Origin of the sequence: Malonomonas rubra DSM 5091 (genome assembly GCF_900142125.1) — a bacterium.
In the GTDB taxonomy this organism is placed as follows: domain Bacteria; phylum Desulfobacterota; class Desulfuromonadia; order Desulfuromonadales; family Geopsychrobacteraceae; genus Malonomonas; species Malonomonas rubra.
On sequence record NZ_FQZT01000003.1, the window covers coordinates 350,836 to 373,963 of the forward strand.

General features: G+C 48.9%; 13 protein-coding genes and 1 pseudogene. 7 read left to right on the forward strand and 7 right to left on the reverse strand.

Going from position 1 to position 23,128, the window contains the following annotated elements; translation table 11 throughout:
* Positions 1 to 200: 200 nt before the first annotated feature.
* Together BUB13_RS06700 and BUB13_RS06705 are read right to left on the reverse strand one after the other, a co-directional pair.
* Positions 201 to 497 (reverse strand): hypothetical protein, encoded by a 297-nt coding sequence (locus tag BUB13_RS06700; protein WP_072907039.1) that lies wholly within the window; start codon positions 495 to 497, stop codon positions 201 to 203.
* A gap of 19 nt (positions 498 to 516) precedes the next feature.
* Entirely contained in the window at positions 517 to 705 is a 189-nt protein-coding gene (locus tag BUB13_RS06705) for a hypothetical protein (protein WP_072907041.1), read from the reverse strand.
* Positions 706 to 947: 242 nt separating this feature from the next.
* On the opposite strand from BUB13_RS06705, the gene BUB13_RS06710 reads away from it, so the two are divergent.
* Together BUB13_RS06710 and BUB13_RS06715 are read left to right on the forward strand one after the other, a co-directional pair.
* On the forward strand, positions 948 to 1,841 hold the full coding sequence (locus BUB13_RS06710) for a helix-turn-helix transcriptional regulator (RefSeq protein WP_072907043.1): 894 nt from the start codon (positions 948 to 950) through the stop codon (positions 1,839 to 1,841).
* Between the two features lie 408 nt (positions 1,842 to 2,249).
* The gene (locus BUB13_RS06715) at positions 2,250 to 3,317 is read left to right on the forward strand and encodes a hypothetical protein (RefSeq protein ID WP_072907045.1); all 1,068 of its coding nucleotides are present in this window, start codon (positions 2,250 to 2,252) and stop codon (positions 3,315 to 3,317) included.
* Between the two features lie 19 nt (positions 3,318 to 3,336).
* On the opposite strand, the gene BUB13_RS06720 is transcribed toward BUB13_RS06715, so the two are convergent.
* Positions 3,337 to 9,054 (reverse strand): site-specific integrase, encoded by a 5,718-nt coding sequence (locus BUB13_RS06720; protein ID WP_072907047.1) that lies wholly within the window; start codon positions 9,052 to 9,054, stop codon positions 3,337 to 3,339.
* Positions 9,055 to 9,152: 98 nt separating this feature from the next.
* Between BUB13_RS06720 and BUB13_RS06725 the strand changes: the two genes are divergently transcribed.
* Positions 9,153 to 9,626, forward strand: a complete 474-nt coding sequence (locus BUB13_RS06725; RefSeq protein ID WP_072907049.1) for a hypothetical protein — start codon at positions 9,153 to 9,155, stop codon at positions 9,624 to 9,626.
* A 431-nt stretch (positions 9,627 to 10,057) separates the two neighbouring features.
* Here the strand turns inward: BUB13_RS06725 and BUB13_RS06730 are convergent, their stop codons facing one another.
* From BUB13_RS06730 to BUB13_RS06740, 3 genes are all read right to left on the reverse strand, one after another.
* Complete coding sequence (locus BUB13_RS06730) at positions 10,058 to 12,214, reverse strand: PAS domain-containing hybrid sensor histidine kinase/response regulator (protein WP_072907051.1); 2,157 nt, start codon at positions 12,212 to 12,214, stop codon at positions 10,058 to 10,060.
* 52 nt (positions 12,215 to 12,266) lie between these two features.
* Positions 12,267 to 14,975 carry a chemotaxis protein CheB gene (locus tag BUB13_RS06735; protein WP_072907053.1) on the reverse strand — a complete coding sequence of 903 codons (2,709 nt, stop codon included), beginning with the start codon at positions 14,973 to 14,975 and terminating at the stop codon, positions 12,267 to 12,269.
* A 100-nt stretch (positions 14,976 to 15,075) separates the two neighbouring features.
* A complete protein-coding gene (locus BUB13_RS06740) occupies positions 15,076 to 16,731 on the reverse strand; it encodes a hybrid sensor histidine kinase/response regulator (protein ID WP_072907055.1) in 1,656 nt (551 codons plus the stop codon).
* Between the two features lie 505 nt (positions 16,732 to 17,236).
* Between BUB13_RS06740 and BUB13_RS06745 the strand changes: the two genes are divergently transcribed.
* The 4 genes from BUB13_RS06745 to BUB13_RS06760 all read left to right on the forward strand — a co-directional run bounded on the left by BUB13_RS06745 (position 17,237) and on the right by BUB13_RS06760 (position 22,738).
* Positions 17,237 to 18,646, forward strand: a complete 1,410-nt coding sequence (locus BUB13_RS06745; RefSeq protein WP_072907057.1) for an MBL fold metallo-hydrolase RNA specificity domain-containing protein — start codon at positions 17,237 to 17,239, stop codon at positions 18,644 to 18,646.
* Positions 18,647 to 18,658: 12 nt separating this feature from the next.
* Positions 18,659 to 21,184: an alpha-glucan family phosphorylase gene (gene glgP / locus BUB13_RS06750; RefSeq protein ID WP_072907059.1), complete on the forward strand. Its 2,526-nt coding sequence runs from the start codon at positions 18,659 to 18,661 to the stop codon at positions 21,182 to 21,184.
* A gap of 116 nt (positions 21,185 to 21,300) precedes the next feature.
* Positions 21,301 to 22,152 (forward strand): GGDEF domain-containing protein, encoded by an 852-nt coding sequence (locus BUB13_RS06755; RefSeq protein WP_072907061.1) that lies wholly within the window; start codon positions 21,301 to 21,303, stop codon positions 22,150 to 22,152.
* 208 nt (positions 22,153 to 22,360) lie between these two features.
* Positions 22,361 to 22,738 (forward strand): hypothetical protein, encoded by a 378-nt coding sequence (locus tag BUB13_RS06760; RefSeq protein ID WP_072907063.1) that lies wholly within the window; start codon positions 22,361 to 22,363, stop codon positions 22,736 to 22,738.
* Between the two features lie 69 nt (positions 22,739 to 22,807).
* On the opposite strand, the pseudogene BUB13_RS06765 reads toward BUB13_RS06760, so the two are convergent.
* Positions 22,808 to 23,128, reverse strand: a pseudogene (locus BUB13_RS06765) (integrase core domain-containing protein); the annotation flags it as partial.

Genomic DNA, 23,128 nt, shown 5'->3' on the forward strand with positions numbered 1-23,128 from the left:
GTGAATCGACCCAGCAGACATTATCGTCGAAAGATCTCGAACGCCTGGGTTTCAGCAGGCAGGCATCAGAACTTTTATCAAGCGGGCAATCTACCGCAAGGCCGACAAGCATCGCCCGGAAAAAAGCTGGATCTCTATGTCGTGGAAAAGAAAATGACGTGGCTGAAATTTCCATAGCAGCAACCTGAATCAAGTCATTGTTACAAAGACCGCGCAAGCAACTGCGAGGATTTCTCATCTGCTGGCTGTATGCAATTTCGCGACGACCAGCGTGTCTGATCGCTGAACCTGGGCAACTCAAGTGTTTTGCCGACCAGATAATCCCCATTGACGCCACCGACTGAAACCAACTTCACCTCGACACTTGCACGCCGCAGTTTGATAATTTTAGCCTCTGCAGTGTAGCGAAACCCGTCCTGATGCCAGTTGGCGAGGACCGCCATTCCGGGCGTCAGTGAGCGGTCAAAATGACTCAGGTTAAAAAAGTTATCGATCACAGCGTCACCTCCCGATCAATCACTGAATGCTGACCTCTTCGCAGTCCTGGTAACCCCAGACTTCCGTATCTGACCCGATATTGACCGTCAGGCCCTCCCCCATCACCTGAACGACAACTCCCTGCTGTTCAGTTCTGTAGTTCTTGACCCGACGCAAACTGCCATGTGCTACTGCCTGGGAAAGATTGATCAAACATTCGGCATTCATTCGCTACAGTGCCTCCTCGAAAAGGGGTAGAGCCAACCAATAACGTTGAAAGATGTAACCGTCGCCAGTGACAAATCCTGCTCAAAAATCTTTCCAGTCGCCACCCCTCGCAGGAGCTGCCGCCGACATTCACGAATTTTCAAAAAATCTTATCTTTATAAGCTTTGAACGTATACACAATCATGTTACACATATTATGCCTATACTCTATAGGCATTTATTGTTCTGACAATGAGTGAGAAATGACCCGAAAAAAAACACCAGCAGCTCAGCAGCAAGCGGCAAAAAACACATCGAGCAGCAAGCTGGAAACTCAGTTACGAGAACGTGTTAAAGAGCTGAATTGCCTATACAAACTGGCTGAACTTATTGAAAAAAACGAAGATTCAGTCGATGCGATTATGCAGGGGGCGGTTGCCCTTCTGCCGATCTCCTGGCAATACCCTGAAATTACCTGTGCAAAAATTCGCTATCGGGATCAGATTTTCCAGTCAAGAAATTTTCGCCCATCCCAGTGGCGCCAGAAGTCGCCCATCATAATTTCTGGATATGAGGAAGGACGCGTCGAAGTTCATTACCTGAAAAAGAAACCACAACTGGATGAAGGGCCCTTTTTGAAAGAAGAGCGGCAATTGATAGATGCCGTCAGCGATCGTCTCGCCAAGGCGGTAGAAAAAATACACACGAAACGCCAACTTCAGGTCGAACGGCAGGCCCTGCAGGACGCAAATGCCGCCCTACATGATTCACTGGTACTGAGCCAAAAAGAAAAGAAAAAACTCGGTAGCTCAATCCAGGCCAAAATCGATAAAATCATTACACCGATCCTTTACGCCCTGCAGGCCGAAATGAACCCCGGACAGCAAGAGTATCTGGAATTGCTGAAGAAAAACCTGGCGGATATTGTGACCCCCTTTGTCGAAAGCAGCCCGAAAGTTCTCTCGATTCTCAGCCCTGTCGAAGTGCAGATCTGCAATATGATTAAAAACGGCTTGAGTTCAAAGGAGATCGCCAGGATACGGGGGATATCTCCAGCGACGGTCAATCGCCACCGGGAAAGTATCCGCCGGAAACTGGGGCTGACCAATCAGAAAGAAAATTTGACTACGTACCTCAGCAAGGTTTTGGCTGAGTGACGCGAAAGAACCGACTTAAGTCAGGAAAAACTAGAAACATTATTCCCATTGGGAAAAGGGTTCACGACACTCATGGCAAAAGTGTTTGCCGCCAGGGATGGCGGCAACAAGCCCCATGGATGGGTTTATGCGTCCTTTGGCAGGAGGGTTGCGAATCCCACTGCTGCCGGCGTGAAAGGCCGTTTCTAATGCTATCATAAACAAGCCCAATATAGCGCTATCACCCTTTAAATGGCGTATTACAGGAAGAGTCAAGAAAAATTAAATCAATATAATATACTTTTCGTACCTATTATTCAATTTTTTGAATCAAGCAAGAAGGTTGTCGGCTTAAAAACTAACTTTCACGACTTTCAACAGCAATGATAATGTAGCCTTGTGCCGTGGCAAAGAAAGGCAAGAGGTCCCGTGGGAAATCTACAAAAAATATCCATAGATGTCACTTGCATCATACACGAAAACATAAATGCCAGAAAATCATTCCCCGAATGCCATGACTTCATCTTTGACACTTTTGATGAGTTTGCCAGGAAGATAGGTACGTTGTTCGATCCGGCAGAATTGCGACTGGAGCGATCGAGACTCTCAGCCAACGAACTCCCTGAAACTCGAATGCGACTTGCCCTTTTAAACAGAAGGAGCCACCAGGACAAAGGGCAGGCAATCCTAAGCCACCTGGTTCACATGTTTTCCTCGATCGCACTCTCTCCGACTAAAGATGCACACATCAGCTCCGAAGACCTGATGACACTCACAGCGCTCCGCGGAAGGCAGCTTTCCCGTAGGGAAGAAGAGAAGCTAAATGATCTTTGGAATTCGGTCAGCAAAAAGGTCCGTATAAGCTCAATCGTAGTTTCCCTTTTTTCTGCGGAAACTGATGGCGAACCGATAAAACAGGAAGATTCGGAAGCCCTTCCCGTTAAAAGGAGCAAGCCCTCTCCTGAAGAAGCTCCTCAAATGGGCTCACCTACAAATAAGAAGTTCACGCACACCTACCAATCTTCCAATTACAAAATCCACTTACTGGATTTTCAAGGAGGCGAGGGTCGCAATGGAGTGGTCATCGTCAGAGGAAAAAGATTTAATGTGCATTTCCCACCCAATATTCGCAACACAGCAAAAGAGACGATTGAAGATCATCTGGGCAACCCCTTATATGTGGAAGAGATTAGATACGAGGACAAGACTTACCACGAGATTATCGCCCCTGATGAGTTTATCGAGAAAGACCAGTTCCTCGCATCACGAAAAATTCAATACCGATTGACAACATATACGCCGAAGCAACTTAATTTCTCTGCATCCGTACCTCATGTCGAAATCTCATCGAAGACAGTTGTATTCCGTGTGCTCTTGCCAGCATCAGTGGTCAACCAAATCATGAACGAGGCCAGGAGAAGCCTAGGGACAAAGATCACACTAAAGGAATCGGGAACAACTGTCAGTGGGAAGCGCTGTCACGAACTCGCGACCTGAACTTTGTCAGAACGATTACTCAGGGCAGGTGAGGCCTAATACAAATCATTTGACAGCACAAACTCAGAGCCTCAGCAACCTTGACAGGGTGTTGTCTATGGCTCACGTAATACTTGGAGAAGGAAATCCTAACCGGGAAGTTTTCTAACTGGAGCTGATTGGCTGCATCCTGTGGCGAACAGGCTAAAGAGTGATTCGGTTCACGGTCAGTCGACGTGCCCGTTCCATTATTTTCGGATGGAGTATGACGGATTACTTTATAGCCTTGTCTGTGAATTCCTATGGCATCTAAAAAATCTAGGATTTGGGCCAGGTCTTGGGACTGAGAAACCTTTAATTGCTTATCTCTCCCTATGAAATTTCCTTTGATCAGCTCTGCAGTCTTAAAGCGACGCTTCTGGCACTTGGGCGGTTCATCTTGAACATACCGATAGAATGCCTTTGCGAGATTGTACTCTTCCTCTCGTTTTTTAAACCCGCGAATCTCGGCGGCAAATCCCCTCGTGAGCTCATTATCCGGAGACAATAAGACATGAGAGATAAGCGCATCAAATTCCAACATCAGCTTACGCGAGGCAAGTTCAGTATCTTTTGATGGCTCATCATTTTTTGACTCGGTTGCTTCTGTAGTTGCTTCCAAGGGAGCAGCAGGCTGTTGATCTCCCTGCTCGTTTTCCTGTTGATTGCTATCTGCGTCTGACTTCTCCGCCTTATCAGTCGTTTTTTGGTCGTCTAAGGATAGCAACCGGCTTCGCTCTTTTTCGAAGTTCAAATCCTCATTCTTGCCAGCTTGCGATTGAATAAGTTTCTGCAGAACGAATCGATCATTCGCTATTTCCTGGCAGTAGGCGTTTCCTAACCCGGTAATTTGCTCCAATATCCTTGTCGATATTTGTGGCAGAAAATCAGGATGACGAAGATGATAACCTAACAACCAATCGGTCAAATGAAAGTAGCTCAGAAAACCCTCATCAACGTCCGCGTGTCCAAGCAATACAGCTGCTGAAAACAATTTTTTCGTTCCAGGTTCATCGTTGGGGAACAGTTGTCGAGTGTAGAGATCCCGTTGCCGCTTAGTAAAATGATCACTATCAATAAACGCCGGATGTTGATGCAAACGGATGTCACTTCTCAAAGTGAGTTTCAGAAGATGATTATGCGCGAAGCTGTCGCGTTGGTGATGAATGACCACCGATCTATCATCAAGTATCAGCTTGAGAGCGTCTCTTAGGGGCTGAATCAGGATTCTGTCGGAGGCCAGTCTCTTAGAAAGCGGAGAATCCGTAAAGACGGGTGCCTTTCGCATTGGAGAGGGTTCGGCTCGACGTATCGCAACCCATTTTTTTACAAACGAAAGCTCTTTCTCCGGCATCATGATGTTCAAAGGTTCCCTTCGTATTGCCGAGGTCGACTTGAGCCCACGATAGTTATTGGGGAAAACCAACAGATCCGTCATGGTTGGTCCGATCTGTAGATCCTCCATCAGCAAGCCATAGATCTCATTGATCCGCAGACCGGTTCTATAAGCCAGGATAGTTACGACAAGCCTCATACGCTGGTATCTGGTTAAATCCTCGGAATCCCAGCCAAGCTGTTTGAGAATACGCCGATGCTGTGCTTCTGTAATCAGGTTGGCGCTGATTTGCTGAGAAGGGCGTTTCTTTTTATCAATAAAGGCCAACAGATTGATATCTGGCTGATGATACCGTGTAACCAGAAAGCCATGAAACTGATGCAGACAGGTAACTTTGTCTCTGTAGGTTCCCTCCGGATTTTTGGTGCTCTTCTGTCCCTTCTGTCCCTTCTGTCCCTTCTTATCTTTTAGGGCTTTGGCCACCTTTTTATAGAGACTTAAGTAAAGCTCTTGGTCGAAATTTAAAGGATCTTGAAATTGGCACTCCGAAATCAGTTCTTCTGAAATTCCCGCTAGATATTTATTTACGGTAGTCCCCTCAAGCGGACTGCTTTTTTTCCGATGTTCCCGCTTCGATTCCTGCTTGTCGAGAAGTTGCACCGCCCACTCTCCTAGCAATTTCAGAACAGGGCTGATACTACCAACATGGTCAGACAAGTATTTATTGATTTTCTCCCGAATCTCATTTTTGCTGTATTCTGTATTATCAGGTTTCTTTTCAAGAATTTTTTCCTGTATTTGATCCAGATGTTCTAACTGGATCTCTTCATCATAGCTACGAAAAACCGGGATCCGTTCTTCTGCAAAGGAGTGCCGCCGACTATAGGATATGGATTGCGTTTCCTCAGTGAATGAACGTCGCCAAATCTGGTCCGGCAGGCTGCACGAAGGCAGGCGATTCATGGCATACTCGACCAGGAAGGGTGGAAGGCTTATAGTATAGCGGCTGCTGGCAATTTTCAGCAGCTGGGATATCGTTTTTATCTTGTAGCTTAGAATTTTTCTTTTACTAGCGCCCTTCCCCCTCTCTTTCTCCAAAATCTTGAAGACCTCATTGAGAATTTTAATCGGTTCACCTCGTATAGATTTATTACTTTGCCCTGGCCTCTCTCTTCTCCATCGATAAATCAGCAACTGGGTCAAGGGATCGGCTATCCACCGCCGAAATCTGGCAGGATCAGACTGAGCCTGAAAAACATCTGATTCTTTTTCAGAATCCGGAATTTTTCCATTCCAGAGATTCAGCCAAAGCCAATCCCCATGTTGTGAGTTCTTCTCTAAACGAAAAAGAGCATCGACAAACGCGGCGACCCAATCTTTATGGAGAAACCCTCCGTAAAGGATAGCGCTTAGCAGAATCTGTCCGACGCATTCAATCTTTCTTTTCGGCAAGGGGTCCTTCAGGCTATCCAGGAATGCGCCTTCAAGTTCTCGACATTGTTTGAGACTTTGGAAAACGTCAGGGCGAATGAGGTTCTTATGCTTTTTCAGTTCCTTGAACCGTGGCGGGATTGTGATACTCCAGCCATGCTTTTTAGAACCATACTGAAGACCCTTGCGAAGAAAATTGTAACTTTTATGCCACCCTCCGATAGAACTCGATCTGTTTTGCAAACTCCTGAGAAGTTTATCAAAATCGGAATCAGTAATGGACGGGACAGAGGTATCGCCTGTATATGCTTCAGGCCAGTATTTGTAGAGGATCTCCAACGCAACTTTCTGATGTGGTTGAAAATCCTCGATGTCCAGGCAACCCTTTTGTTTTTTACCCAAAACATCGAACCAAAACAGGGCAGGTCTTTCCGTGGGAAAAGAATTGGAAGGGGGCGGAGGACTTATAACGGGGAATGCCAGAGGGATTTTTAGCCTCGGTGCTTTTCTTCTCAGACCCTCCAGGGGGGATAACTCCAGGCCTTCCAATAATTCGGGCAAGTTTTTTTTCAATTCATCTCGATAATCGGCTGGATGCAGTGCTGACGTCTTGACCCAACCTTCCAATCCAAGATTCCAGTGCCCGAGAAAAAGTTCCACTACAGTGGGCGAACATCCTCTCTCCTGTAGGACTGATTTCAAGAAATGACGCTGCGGATGACCACTAAAGTCGTACCCGTGGTTACATAAAATATCGTGCAGCGTTTCCAGCGTTGTATCGACCGTGAAGTCCTGTCTTATAAAGAAAAATTCCTTGTCTTTGTCCACATTGTCAGGAGCAACGGGAATGTTGAGAACCCTGAGATGGTTTCGGTAATTTATGAGTTGCTCCTGACAAGCTTCAGGCAGCCATAAGAGTCGAGTATGGTAAAAATCATCCGTGTCCTTGTCGCGACAACAGGCGAAGCCGGTTTTTTCATCCCAGGCAGCCGTTGCCAGAAACGGAAGGCCAGAACGCCGGTGCCCGATAGCATAGGACACAAGGAGCGCGGTGTAGGCCGTGAATAAATTATGAAACACCACGATCCCCGATACAGTGGTGGCATTTTTGCGTACCGCATCTACGGCCGTTCTTAGGGAACGGGCCGTATGAATGATAGTTGTTTGCTGCAAACGGAAAGGTGTTCCCAGATTAAAGCTATTCGTTGCTGCTACTTGACAATGGGAAGAATCCGGTCTTCCCGATTCGGCTAGAATCTCTTTGCATGATCGGTTGAACATATAAGCCAGGCGGATTGACTTGAAACTCGCATAATGGATTTTGGTCTGGCCAAGATGGCTACTACGTCCGAGTGTCAAGTCGGAGGTTGTGATGTCACTGAACGGCATGCGCGCCAATTTGCGAGGATGAAAATTACGAATACGAAATGCTGTCAGCCGATAAAACCCATTTTTGTGCCACTGTGAAAGTTGACGATTTACGGCTTTTTCGATTTTGTTCAGGTCACAGGGGAATAGGTTTAGTTCCAAGATCTTTTCGGTGCCGATACTTGGTTGTGATCCGGCTCGCAAACTCTGAAGGACGTGCTGCGGATAATATATCTGACAAACATGACTGATGGAGGTGACAGCGTCTTGCGGCAAGATAAGATCGATATATTCCTGATTGGCAACCCTGTATGACGATTGATAAGACGACTTCGGTTTGCTCAGTTCAGCACCTTTGGAGGGGATACGGAGGATTCCCTCAGGGTAAAGGTAGCAGGGCATTTTCGGAGGACTGCCAATGGGCCAAAGCCGGATTTCACTCAGGTCTGCATAAGAAAACCCGACCCAGAACATGAGCTGTAGACTGGCCTTGGCCAGCAGGAGCTCTTCAGAATCATCATCGATGGGATGATCCAGCAAACCGTTTGGCGTAATTTCATCCAGGAGAAAACTGATATCTGCATTACTCAGTTCTTGCCAGGCAAAACTGAACAACTGGTTGTCTCTGGAAATCTTCTTTGAGGCCTGACCCGCGTTGAACGGACAGCTCTCCGATTCAACAAAAAACAGTGCATCAAAATCTGGTCCGGCCTCAGAAGAATTCTGCTGTACTAATTCAACACCTATCTCAGAGAGTTCCTCAATTTCCGGCTCTTCTTCGGGATGATTGATTCTAAAAGCCGTGAGGATTTCAGGCTCCTGCATCGGAGACTGAGCAGTAGTATTGTCTTTCAGAACCGGGAGCTCGGGAAGGGAGCGGATTTTAGAGAAGGCCTTTTCGAAGAACGGAATTAACTCTCGGACCCGGCTTTCTGAATGAAATTTCTCAAGAGCACGGATATAGACATTCGGTGGACACGGGTTCGAAGGCAGCTTTTCAAAAACATGATCATATTCGGGGTAAACAAGAGCACGGACCGTTACAAGTGCTTTTCTAACTTGAGGGATGCTTTTCGCGTAAGAATGACCAAGCACTAAACTGGCGATTAAGGACTGAGCCTTAAGATGGTTGTACTTTTCTATTCTGTCATTTTCAAAAGGCAAAAATCCCAAGGTTGAATACAGCGAGCTTTTGCCGGAGAGAGATTTCAGCGTTTCGTTGCTGGACGTTAAAGGTGTTTTTTCGAATTCCGGAGAGTCATTCGATATAAGGTCACGATGGGAAAGTAATAATGCCAAGAGGGGTTTACATTGTTCAAAGTCTTCCGTCAGCGATGGCTTATTGACAGATTCCGCAATTGATATCGCCAACTCGAAAACATCTGGCGCTGCGGATAAAACGAGAAAAAGCCGATCCAGGGCCAGTGGTGCATTGCAAATTGACAGGAGTCGATTCAGGTCACTTCCGTTGACCAAGACCCCATGATAAGAAAGAAAAGCGCACAGCCTTTCTGCCGGCGCGGACCGTTCAACATACTTGAGCACAGAAAATTTAAAAGAGTTGTTCCCATCAATGTCGGCCAAACTGTCAGACTCCCAATCTTATTGATGGTTGAAGTTTATAGATATTAACAATTTTTTTCACGACTAGAACTTTTTTAAGCGGGGGGAGAGGAGGAAGCATGCCACCTAAAATCATCATTCTGTCCCGGAAAGAATTACATCAATTGGTCTGGAGCATGCCCATGAAAGACTTGGCACCAGACTTCGGCATGACCGATAGTGGGTTGCGCAAGAAGTGCAGAAAATATGACATCCCCATACCCCACCAAGGATATTGGCTCAGAAAAAATAAAGGTAAGCCAGCCAAATTAACCGAGAGCAAATTCACTGAAAACGCCCGCATCGAGTTTCGAATTTCAGAAAACAACCCACCAGTGTCAGATGACATCTCGGAAAAAATGATTGAAGAATCAGATTCCAAACACAAAATAACCATCAAACAAAAGCTGCGAAACCCGCATCCTCTTATTCAGAAGGCAAGAGATCTTGCCCAAAAAAGACCTCGGGATAAGTACGGAAGGCTTCGGCTGGCAGATGATTGCTCAGTATCACTGCCAGTCCTTCAAGCTTCACCCGTTGTTTACGGATTCTAGACGCCCTGTTCAAAGCCCTAGAGGAGAGAGGACTCCGGGTTAGTGTTTATTCTGATCAAACCCATCCAGACATTCTTATACAAAGCAGTCCACCGTTTATTATGTAAAACCATCCGGGTGTTCTTGTCTAAAACCATCCACCGGTTATTGTGGCGGAACATCCAATTTCTGCGGTCCAAATGTCCTAAGGATTTTTGGTTGCCAATTACGGCAGGAAATTTGGCAAAGCAACGGTGGGAATTCAATTAAAGGTCTGGATCAGCAGCAAAAGTGCTAAATTTTGGAAAGAAAATGCCGCTGGAAAATCCGGCGGCATTCGCCTAGAAACTTACGATTTTTGATAACAAATAAAACAATAGAGCTGTGGTGTGGACGCCAGTGGAGGAAATCATTCCAAGCCCACCATGGTTTCGCGATTCAGCTTTAACCTATTATCCCGAATCCAGAACCAACCTTACCGTATCCAACAATACCCTTCCTTCAATGGGCTTCATCAAAAAAGCGTTGATCCCCATTTTTTTTGCCTTGGCTGCATCCACCTTGCTGCTATATCCGGTACAGAGGATTGCTGCCATAGATGATCTTATCTTGCGGATTTCTTCAATAAGATCCGTTCCGGTCATTTCTGGCATTGTCTGATCGGTAATCACCAGATCAAAACCGTCGGGGTCAGCGGCAAAGGTTTTCAGCGCTTCGCGGCTGTCCGTGACAGTTGTCACCTGATAACCCATCTCTTTAAGCATTTTATTGCCAACTTCGATCAGCATCCTGTCATCATCGACCAGCAGAACACGCTCTGTCCCCCCCAGGAGGGCGACACTCTCTCCTTCATTCGACAGGGCATCCTTGAAACTCGCTTCTGGGAAATACATGACGAACCTGCTCCCCTGTCCTTCTTCACTCGTTACGTCGAGAATGCCACCATGCTGCTCGATAATTCCTTTTACCGTGGAGAGCCCCAGCCCCGTCCCCTGACCAACATCCTTGGTAGTAAAAAACGGATCGAAGATCATGTCCAGATGGTCGTCAGCAATCCCGCACCCCGTATCCTCAACGGACAGCTTTAAATAATGGCCGGGTTTACATTTGCATAAGGCGGGAATATCGCGCTCTGCCAGTTCAGCACCCTCAAGGCTGATGACCAGTTCACCTCTTTCATCCATGGCCTGAACGGCATTCGTGCAAAGGTTGAGCAATACCTCCTGCATCTGCGATGGGTCACCTTTGATACAGGAAGAAAGACTCGCCGGGTGAATCTCCAACGACAAATTAACAGAGCAGGGAACAGTTGCCTGCAGGATAGAGACGGTTTCGCTGACGACATCTGCCAGGCAGATTGTTTTTACCTGCTCCTTCCCTGCTCCCTGGCGACTGAAAATCAAAAGGTTCTTAACAAGATCTCTGGCGCTCAACGCCGCTATCTTGACATTTTCTAAATACTGATGCGATTCGCTGCCGATAGGTTGTTTCAACGCCGCCAATTCAATATTGCCCAGGATAACCGAGAGATTGTTGTTGAAATTATGCGCCATCCCTCCAGCCAGGGAGCCAACGGCATCCATCTTCATTTTCTGGCGAAGTTGGTTTTCAAGCTCAGCGTGCTGTTGCTCCATCTGTTTGCGTTCTGTAATGTCGCGATTATTTATTCGTCTGCCGGCAAAATTCCCTTGATCATCAAAAACCGGGGAACAGTGATGCTCAAGCCAGCACTCCTCTCCATTCTTCGTCACGATAGGAAATTCGATAGATGCAATTGCATCGCCCTGGACACACGACTTCCGATAGTGCTCGGAGACACGCTCACGGTGATCCTGCCGCACCAGGTCAAACAGAAACTGCGGGTTGTCCCTGAAGTTTTCTGCCGCATAACCGGAAATTCTTTCACACGACGGGGAGAGATAAAGGTATTCGCCTTGTGGACTGATCCAGGACTCCCAGTCGTAAGTGTAGTCCGCAAGAAGCCGATACTTAAGCTCACTCTCCATGATGGTTCGTCTCGCCTCTTTTATTTCAGTCATATCGGAAACGAGGATCAGCAGTTGCCTGCTGTTCTGATCCAGTTCGGAGCTTAGCTTCATGTGCAACTCTGCATCGAACGACACTCCCCCGGAGGCATGCAGTCTGATCTCGCAGCGTTGAGTGCTTTTTTCCCTGAGGAGCTTTTCGCGGCAGAGAGTATAGATGCCCTGATCCTTAACAGAGATGTATCGCGACAATGGGGTGGTCAGCAGGGAGGCTCTGTCGGTGGCCAACATCTGAGCAATTTTCAGATTTGCTTCGACAACGCAATCAGAATCATCGACAGTCAGGTAGCCAACCGGGGCATAATCGTACAGGTCGCTCAGCCTCTTGCGCGAGGCCAGAAGCTCATCCCGGGTGTTGCGCAACTCTTCATTCTGCAGTTCAAGTTCTATCTGATATGTCTGCAGTTCATGCACAGTTTTGCGCAGTTCGGTTTCGGAAACAATTGGCGGGGAGGCGTCCTTCTGTAACTGCTGCTCTGCGCGCTGGCGAAGACCTGCAAGCTCGGATGAACGATCATCCGGTCGCTGATCACCAGCCTGCTGGAAAGGTAATTTGTTTTTCAAAAACACCCCCCTTTTTATCAGGAAGAACCATTTGCTATTCTACCTTATTTTCTCACTTCTTCAGTTGTTCAAGGACTGCATTTATTTTTGCGATGATCACTTCATAGACTTTCTTTTTCTCATCATTATCCGCAGTCTGCACTAAGTCGGAATTCAGAAGATTCAGAGCTTCACTGAGGTCGGCTTCATTCCGCTTGAAAGAAGAGGCATTGATAAAAGTTATGACCACACCATCAATACGGTTATCCTGTGTGCGATAAGGCATGATGCGCACCGTATACCAATGCTGGTCCTCCGCCGGAATCAGCTTTTCGCTAGGGGAAAGGGAGCGTAAGACCTGATGGATATCAGTCTCCAGTTCCGGGTAATCGAGTTTACTGACGATATCGGTAATCGGCCGGCCGGCATCGCCGGGGATCAGATTGATGATTTTCGTCGTTTCCGGGGTAAACCGGCGCACCCGTAAACCGTCATCGAGAAAGAGGGTCGCAATTTCAGTGCTGTTGAGCAGGTTATTCATGTCGTCGCTGACCTGTGACAGTTCATCCACCTTCGCCTGCAGTTCATGGTTGACCGTCTGCAGCTCTTCGTTCATCGACTGCATCTCTTCTTTTGAAGTGGTCAGCTCTTCATTGGTGCTCTGAAGCTCCTCGTTGGTCGACTGCAACTCTTCGTTGGCTGACTTAAGCTCCTCCTGCGAAGACTGCATCTCTTCGCGGGTGGTCTGCAGTTCTTCGCGGCTTTGCTGCAGCTCTAACGACAAGGCCGACAGGCGGACATCATCCGTGCCAGCGGCTGAGACTCTTTTCGGCTTCGCCACCGGCAACAGATCGCGAAAGACTATCAGCAGCATCCCGCGCAGCTCTTGTGGCTCGCTGACATACAGAACTTCCAGATCGATGGTCTGGGTGCCGCCATTGGTGCCGATGGAAACCGCCTTCTGGACAGCCTTTTCTTCACCCCGAAGCGCACGGAAGAAGGTTTCGTGCAGCAAACTGCCCAGCCCCTCCCGCGCCATGGCAAAGATGTTCAGATTGGCCTTACCGGTAGCAGGCTCAAGATATTTACCGGTTTTCCCGCTGATATAGACGATGTCGCCTTCCCTGGTGGTTAAAACCGCGGCCGGTGTATAGTTGCGCAGCAGAAGGGAATCGGTCAGTGTCTGCAGGTTGGGTGGTGCCGGCGCTGCTGCGCCTGAAGTTGTCACCGTGCCGGAACTCTGTTTGGCTTCGGCGAAGGAGTCTGGAAATTCCATCAATCCGATCTTTTCCGTCGTCGAATGTTTCTGGTAGATACGATTTTTTCCCGGCAGCGGAGTAAAGAGCTGCCTCGACTTGCCGATGGTTTCAGCATTCCCCAGGACCAGAAACCCCTCCGACTTCAGACTGTAATGAAATAGTGCCAGCAGCTTTGCCTGCAGCGCCGGCTCGATGTAAATCAGCAGGTTGCGGCAGGTCAGCAGATCGAGCTTGGTGAAGGGCGGGTCCATGATCACGTTCTGTGAAGCGAAAATGACCATCTCGCGAATTTCCTGGCGCACCCGGTAACCGCGTTCATCCTGGATAAAAAAGCGCCTTAATCGCTCGTCGGATAGATCACTTATGATGTTGGTCGGATAAGCGCCGGTGCGAGCTTTTTCGATGGCGTCCTGATCCAGGTCGGTGGCGAAGATCTGCAGTGAATAGGGGGCTGACGGCTTCACGTCATCGAGCAGTTCGCGAAACAGAATCGCCAGAGAGTAGGCTTCCTCGCCGGTTGAACAGCCGGTCACCCAGGCTCGCAACTCTCCACCGTTGGGGTATTTTTTCAACAGTTGCGGCAGGACATTCTGGCGGAGATCCTGCCAGACCGCCTGATCACGAAAGAAGGACGTGACACCGATCATCAGCTCTTTGAAGAGCAGCTTGGTTTCCTGCGGGTTTTCCCGCAGGTAGCGAATGTAATCGGCCATGGTTGCCAGCTGGTGCAAGCCCTTGCGCCGCTCGATACGCCGATACAGGGTGCTCTTTTTGTAGTCGGTAAAATCATGACCGGTCTGGGTGCGCAGCAGCAGGATGATTTTTTGCAGCCCGCTTTTATCTTTGCCCTTTATTTCGCTGGGGGTCTTGGTCGCTAAGGGGCGGACACTCCGCAGGTAAGACAGGATTTCCCCTGGCAGTTCTTCAGCAGGAGCGACAATATCGACCAGATCCGTCTCAATGGCGCTGCGCGGCATGCTGTCAAACTTGGCCGATGTCGGTTCCTGGACAAAGATCGCCCCGGAACTTTCTTTGATTTTCCGTAACGCCTGCGACCCATCGCTGCCCATCCCGGAAAGGATAACGGCGATGCTCAGCTCTCTGCAATCATCAGCCAGCGAGGTGAGTAAAAAATCGATCGGCAGCCGCAATCCGGCCGGCGCGGCCGGTTCCAGCAGATGCAGAACACCGTGCAGCAGTGACATATCCTTGTTGGGCGGAATGACATAGACATGGTTCGGCTCGATCCTGGTGTCATCGGTCACCTGGGCCACGGGCAGGCTACTATTCTCCTGAATCAGTGATGCCAGCAGGCTGTCATGCACCGGGTCGAGATGCTGTACGACGATGTAAGCCAGACCGCTGTCGGCAGGAACATTGGCAAAGAACTGCTCCAGGGCTTCAAGCCCGCCGGCCGAAGCGCCGATGCCGACAACCGGAAACGACCGCGGTCTTTTCTTCACCGACTCTTCAGTTTGTGATGATGAATGTCGATCGGTCGCGCTTTTTTTCGCTCTCGCCATGGTCCTGCTTCCTCCAATAAAGATTGCATTTCAGTCTCAGTCAGATCTATCGAAACATTGAGATTATATTGTTCTCCTTCTTGTTCCGAACAATAAAACATCAATCTTTTAGCACATCCGCTATGACCTGGCTGAGCTCCGCCAGTTGATAGGGTTTACGCAACACGTCAGTAAAGCCATAATCTTTATAGTTGGCCATGATCGGGTCGGTTGAGTAGCCGCTTGAAACGATGGCCTTTACTTGCGGATCAAGCCGTCGCAACTCCTCAACAGCCTCCTCGCCGCCCATTCCCCCCGGCACCGTTATATCCAGGATAACCAGGTCGAAAGGTTTACTTTCGGTTTTCCTTTTCTGATAAAGGTCAATCGCTTCACAACCATCCCCGCTGCATTCTACCTCGTAACCGAGCTCTTTTAATAAAGCTTTGAGAACGTCCCGAATCGCTGCTTCGTCATCCATCAGCAGAATTCTGCCACTCCCGTAACGAATTTCATCATGCGGTTCGAAGACCTGTGAGGTTGGGGCTGCTGGCAACAATACAGTAAAGGTTGTCCCGTTGTTGGCTGTTGAGTTGACTTGAATGTCACCGTAGTGCTTTTTGACAATGGAGTAGCAGACCGCAAGCCCAAGCCCGCAACCATTTAATTTCATAGAATAATAAGGATCAAAAATTTTTGCTAGATCCTCCTGCGAGAGGCCGGGACCAGAATCGTGAAATGATATTTTCACCATTTTCTTCCGTCCTGAAACGGTTACTGTATTCTCTGCGGAGATTTCAACCACCCCTTTATCCGGCATTGCGTGAAACGCGTTGTGAATCAGGTTATGAAATACCTGGGTGAGTTGGTCGGCATCGGCTTCTACGGCCAAAAGGTCAGGAGGGAAATCTAACTGGCACATCACCAAGGAGCCATGCACCGGAACTGCGACTGCAGAGCGAAGAACATCTTCGATGTTGATAACCTTCTTTATCGGTGCGCCGCCTCTGGCGAAGGTCAATAGCTGCATGGTGAGGTTTTTCGCTTTCTCTGCAGCTTTCTCAATGTTTTTCAAATGGATCTCCCGCTGACCGGGAGCGTGATTTTGAGCGCGGGTAATGGCGATATTGCCGAGAATAACCGTCAGCAGATTGTTGAAATCGTGAGCAATGCCTCCTCCAAGTTGGCCAAGGGATTCGAGTTTTTCGGCACGCAGAGAGGCCTCCTCGACCATTTTTCGATCATTAACGTCAATCATGGCAATTCGGCATTGGTTATCACCCTTTAAGGCGATTGCTTCGATCTGGACAAATAGTGCCGCATTGTTTTTTTGCGGTATCACCACTTCACAGGCTTCTTTGCCCCGCGACAAAAAAACTTGATTCAGGAAATTAGCAAAATCGTGCCGATCGGAGACAGTCATAAAACTGATAAAGCGCTGACCGATCAATTTCGATCGTTCCATCTCAAGGAACCTGGCACTGGTCAAGTTTGCTTCAAGGATATTGCCGACCGGGTCAAGGGTCAGATAACCGACAGGAGAGAAATCGTATAAGTCGCTGTATTTGCAGAGGAGCGATTCAATCTCTTCTTTGGACCTGGAGAGCTCATCGTTCTGAATCTCCAACTCAATCTGATGGACTTGCAGTTCATGAATAAGTCTGAGTTGCTCAGTCTCTTCGGCAGCGATAGTTGGGCAGCTTCCGCGGTCTTTTAAAACCTCTTCGGCACGCTTCCGTAGCTCTGATTTTTCACCTTTTACGGATTTTTTTGACATCTTTGTCACCCCGCCCCTTTTCAAAACAATCAATAGAACACCTAAGTTCGTTAGTCATTACATAAAGAATAGAGAGGTAAAGAGCTTTGCTGAAGCGTTAGCAGGCACCCCGATTGGGTTTCAGATTTTTAAACTTAACAATTATAACAGTTTATTGGTGTTATGTGGACATACGTCATGCAACTGGACACATATGGGCTGCCCGGACATCAACTCTTCTATAAAATGATGCTCTGGTCAGATCAGCCTAAGACCTGTTCGAGTGTTACTTATGAGGTTTCATCAAGAACGTCTTGTCAGAAAAATTTTCTTGCGCAGATAATCTCTATCAAAAATCAGCGGGACACCAAATAAAGTTTCCAGCTGACCGGGCCGGTGCCGAGCACTTGGTTTTTGAAACAAAATTTCATCAATTCATCAGGACTTCATGCCAGCTGACATTGACAACGCACCGAAGCTTGTCATGATTAAGAAAACAGTCTGTTCCTCTCATTGTGGGGGACCTATGAAGATTACCTTTCATGGCGCAGCCAGAACGGTGACCGGTTCTCAGCATCTGATTGAAGTGAACGATAAGGTCATCATGCTTGACTGCGGTCTTTACCAGGGAAAGCGCAAAGAGTCTTTCGAGCGCAATCGCAGTGAACTGGCAAATCGCGCTACCATCGATTGTCTGATCTTGTCTCATGCCCATATCGACCATTCCGGTCGGATCCCCCGGCTGGTTAAAAACGGCTTTTCCGGCGATATCTATTGCACCTCGGCAACGCGTGACCTGTGCGCGGTAATGTTGATGGATAGTGCATTTATCCAGGAAAACGACGTGAAATTCGTCAATAAACGTCGGAAGAAGAGGGGGCAACGCGTTTTCGAACCGCTCTATACAAAAACCGATGTGGCCGATGCTATGAAACAGTTCGTTGGCCTTAGCTACAACCGGACACATCAGCTTTTCCCTGGAGTCGATTTAACCCTCATTGATGCCGGTCACATGCTCGGCAGTGCATACGTGATACTCGATATTGATGACCGGGATACCGGTAAAAAGAGGCGCCTGGTGTTTAGCGGAGATATCGGGCGGCCGGATATCCCGATCATTCGTGATCCGGTACCCCTCACCGCCGGGGCCGATATTCTGATCATGGAGAGTACCTACGGCAACCGGCTGCACGCGGACTATCAGGAGTCAGAGCAGGAATTGGCGAGAATCGTCAATGAAACAGTCAAGCGTGGCGGTTCACTGTTGATTCCGGCATTCGCGGTTGGCCGGACTCAGCAGCTGGTTTACGCCTTACACAAGCTGTTTAATGACCGCGCAATCCCGGATCTGCCAATCTTTGTCGACAGCCCCCTGGCGACCCGCACGACCGACATCTTCCGTTTGCACCCGGAAGTCTACGATGCTGAAATCCGCGAATTTCTGCTCAGCGATGATGACAATAACCCTTTCGGTTTCGGTCGCCTGCAATACACCCAAACCGTGGAGCAGTCAAAAGCTCTCAACAGCCTGAGAGTTCCATCGATCATTATCAGCGCCAGCGGCATGCTGGAGGGGGGGCGGATTCTTCACCACCTGCGCAATCGGATTGCCGATCCGCGTAACACTATTCTCATCACCAGCTGGCAGGCACCGAACACCCTTGGTCGCCGGCTGGTGGAACTGGAAAAAACCGTTCACATTTACGGCGAAGACTTTCCTGTCAGGGCAAAGATTGAAGTGATGACTGGTCTTTCAGGGCATGCAGATCAAAAGGGTTTGTTGGAATTTGTCCGGGTGATGCAAAAAAAACCGGAACGTACCTTTATCGTTCACGGAGAAGATGAATCGTCGGAAACGCTGGCCGGTCTGCTGCGCAAGGAACTGGGCCTCGATAACATCAGCATTCCAAGCACACTACAATCTTTTACACTATAAAGGGGGCGTCAGGTGCTTGGATTTTCTTACCTGCAACGGGAGCTACCAGTAGAGCTCAAAGAACTGGGCGCTCTTGCAAGCGACCTGCGCTGGACCTGGAGTCATGAAAGTGATGCCCTGTGGCGAACAGTCGATCAACTGGCCTGGGAAAAGACCGACAATCCTTACGAGGTACTGCAAAACCTGACCGAAAACCGGCTGAAAAAACTCGCGGCTGATTCACAATTTTTGGCCCATCTTCAACATTTGACAACTCAGCGCCAAGACTATCTCGCCCAAACAGGCTGGTTCCGAGAGAATTTCGGGTCGCAGAAAATAAGTGGTGTTGCCTACTTCAGCATGGAGTTTGGCCTGGGCAAAGCGCTGCCACTTTATGCCGGGGGGCTGGGTATTCTTGCCGGGGATTATCTCAAGGCGTCTAGCGATCTCGGGGTTCCGGTCACGGGAGTCGGCCTGCTTTACCAGGAAGGTTATTTCAGGCAGGTTCTGGATGCTAACGGCTGGCAGCAGGAAGCCTATCCCTACAATGATCCCAGTTTTTTGCCGGTCTTTCCGGTCAGATCTGCGACCGGTGAATGGTTGAAAATCGACGTTGCCCTCCCGGGACGGGCTGTACGCTGTCGAGTCTGGCAGGCCCAGGTCGGGCGCGTCAGTCTCTACCTGCTCGACACAAATGACCCCTTAAACAGTCCCCTCGACCGTGGTATCACCGGAAAGCTTTACGGTGGCGGTGAGGAAATGCGACTGGTGCAGGAAATAGTCCTTGGGGTCGGCGGCTGGCGGACAATCTCTGCGCTTGGTCTACCGATCGATATCTGCCATCTCAATGAGGGCCACGCCGCTTTCGTCACCATTGAACGGGCCAGGCAGCTTATGCAGTTGCATGCAATCGCTTTCCGCGAAGCTTTATGGATGAGCCGACCCGGCAACCTATTTACCACCCACACGCCGGTGCCAGCCGGGTTCGACACCTATTTCCCTGATCTGGTACAACGATATGGGTCGGTCTATGCTGAGCAGATCGGCATCTCCCTGCAAGAGTTAGCCGGGTTGGGCCGACTCGATCCAGATGATCAGGACGCGCCGTTTTCCATGGCGTTTCTGGCAGCTCGCACCTGTGGTGCCATCAATGGAGTCAGTCGTTTGCATGGCAAGATCAGCCGTCAGATATTCCAAAATCTCTTTCCACAATGGCCTCAAGCCGAGGTGCCAGTCAGTCATATTACCAACGGAGTCCATGTGCCCACCTGGGATTCACCTTGGGCGGATGCTGTCTGGACCAAAGCATGCGGAAAAAAACGCTGGCAAGACTGCTCTGAAACGATGACGGCAGCCATGGAACGTCTCAGTGACGAGGAACTGTGGCGTTTCGATGCCTTTGAACGGCAGGATTTAATCAATTATGCCCGCGACCGTTTGGTTTACCAGTGCGCTCAACGTGGTGACGCCCCCAAGATTTTAGCGGTTGCCGCCAAGGTTCTCGATCCCCAAGCGCTGACGCTGGGCTTCGCCCGGCGGTTTGCCAGCTACAAGCGACCCAACCTGTTACTTCAGGATCCCGAAAGACTGATCCGTATCATGACGCACCCGGAACGTCCGGTGCAGCTCCTGATCGCCGGAAAGGCCCATCCCCGTGACGATACCGGCAAGCATTTTATCCAGCAATGGGCTGAATTTGTGCAACGACCGGAGGTTCGGCATCGAGCCATCTTTTTGGAAGACTATGACATAGCGTTAGCCCAGGAGCTGGTTCAGGGGGTAGATCTCTGGATCAATACTCCGCGTCGCCCCTGGGAAGCCTGCGGTACCAGTGGCATGAAAGTCCTGGCCAATGGTGGTCTCAACCTTTCAACTCTCGATGGCTGGTGGGATGAAGCCTTCGATCCGGAAATTGGCTGGGCTCTTGGTGATCGTATGGAACATGGGCCAGAGCAGGATGCTACGAATGCAGAACAGCTTTACGAGCTTTTGGAAAACGAAATTGTGCCGATGTTTTACCGGCGTGATGCCTCCGGCATCCCACGGAAATGGGTGGCACGCATGCGGAAAAGCCTGGCTAATTTAGCTCCGCAATTCAGTGCCAACCGCATGGTTCGCGATTACGTGGAAAAGTTGTATCTTCCCGCCGTTGGTCGCTATCGGCAGCGGAATGCTCATGGTCAGGCCACCGGAAAGACGTTGAACGCCTGGGAAAACACTTTGCGACTGCATTGGCAAGAGATCCGCTGGAGACGTCGAAATATCAAACAAAGCCAAACAGGTGACATTATCGAAGTCGAGATCTGCCTGGGACGGCTACCGCAGAATGGAGTCCAGGTACAACTCTATGCAGATGGTGTCGGTGGTGCCGGTCCTGTCTGCCTGACGATGCGGCCGGTAGAAAGCACGACACAATCGGCAGATTTCCTGCGCTATGCCTGCCATATTGATAAAAGCCGCCAGGCGAATGATTATACGGCCCGGATTATTCCCTATTCTCCTGATATCAGTTTGCCAATAGAGCTGAACCTGATCAGCTGGGAGACAGGGACAAAATAGCGAATTATGCATGTCCTATCGAATTATCCTCAGGACGGTTCAAGGGAATTTCAGGGGAGTTTCAGTCAAAAGGCAAGCGTATTCTACAGTTTTTCACCATGAGAGATTGTCGTTATATGAAAACGAATTTCTTTGAGACTTTATCTCAGGCAAAAGCGGTTCTGGTCAGCCTGCTTTTTCTTGTTGGTATCGCTGGGCTGGACTATCTCACGGGTTCAGAACTTTCTTTTTCCGTTTTCTATCTTATCCCAATCTATTTGGTGACATGGATTTTTAGCCGAAGAACGAGCTACTTTTTTTGTGCCCTGGCCGCAATGCTCTGGCTTTCAATCGATTATCTTTCAAACAAAGGATACAGCAACAACCTAATTCCCCTCTGGAACACAGGTGTCCGCCTGAGTTTTTTTATCTTATTTTCCTCCCTGCTGATGGAATTGAAAAAACGGCTGGCCATTGAAACGGGTCTGGCGGATAAAGACGGGCTCACGGGGATATACAACGCACGCGCTTTTAAAAAACTCTGCAGTGACTTTCTTGAATTGGCTGTTCGCCACCGCCATTCAGTTGCCATAGGTTATATCGATGTCGATGATTTCAAGACAGTGAATGACAATCTGGGTCACGCTGAAGGAGACAAGGTACTGAAAACCGTCGCAAATACATTAAACCAATGCATCAGAACGACTGATATTCTTGGTCGCCTTGGAGGGGATGAATTTGCCGTTTTGCTAATGGAGACAAATGAAGAAGGCGCAAAAACCATGTTTGGAAGGATGCAGAAGGAGTTAATCCAGTCAGCCGCCGACAATAAATGGCCAATTGGCTTCAGTATTGGTGTCGCAATCTTTCCCGCAGGTGTAATCGATGTTGAAGAGGCAATAAACAGAGCAGACTGTGTTATGTATCATATTAAAAAATCGTGCAAAAATAGTTTGCAGTTTGAATCTATCGGCGAAGTTACTTCATAACAGAAATGCAACCCTTAAGGCGACCCGATAGACACTTCCTTCTCATCCTTTCTGCCATTATTCCTTGACCAATCACGACACTTCAGTCTGTAGCAAATAGAGACCTTTCGAGCATTGCTATACCTGTCAGCTGTGGGACAATGCAGACAGCAAAAGGAAATTTAATTCCAAACTACCAAATGTTGGAAGGGCATGAGAGGAGGAGGGCATGAATCTAAAAGGCATTGGGTTCTGTTTATTGTTTAGCTGTTTGCTGGGGGCACAAATTACCGAAGCCGAGGATCCTCTTCAGGACCAGAGACAGTTTCAGGAACAACTTCAGGAATACCAGCAATCGAGAATGCCCAAAGAAGATGCGATCTATGGCTGGCAGTTGATGAGTGAAGAGGAAAGAGCCCAGTATCGTGAACAGCTACAGCTGCTGAAGACTGAAAAGGAAAAGGAACGGTATCGTTACCTGCATCGTGAGAATATGCGTAGCCGTGTTGAGGAACAAGGTGAATCGGAAGGTTATCGTCGACGGCCCGGTTCACGGGAAGGAATCGCTCCCGGTCGACCCTCTGGGGCTGGAAGCGGAAAACAATAGATTGTGAAATGCTGTGATTTGACTTTGCCACAACCGGCGGGTGTCAAGGTAGTTGTCGCCTCAACCTTTTCAAGCAGCTTCTGATTTCAGGCCCTCTTCGGAGGGCCGTTTTCGTTCAGGGTTTAGTCGAACGATCTCTATTGGTGTCCAGTTACGGATCTGTCTTGCCCAGCGCTCCGGATTCTTCTCCCGCGCTTGTTCATAAACGTTCTTTCGGTTCTTCAGCTTTGCAGTGTCACGCCCGTAATGTCGGTCATCTGGGGTGACGAAACGGATCTCACTGTGTAGGTGCTCAGTGTTGTACCAGTGAACAAAGGCATCCACCCATTTCTGCGCGTCCTGCTCCGTTGCAAATGGACGAGAAGGATATTCCGGGCGGTACTTCATTGT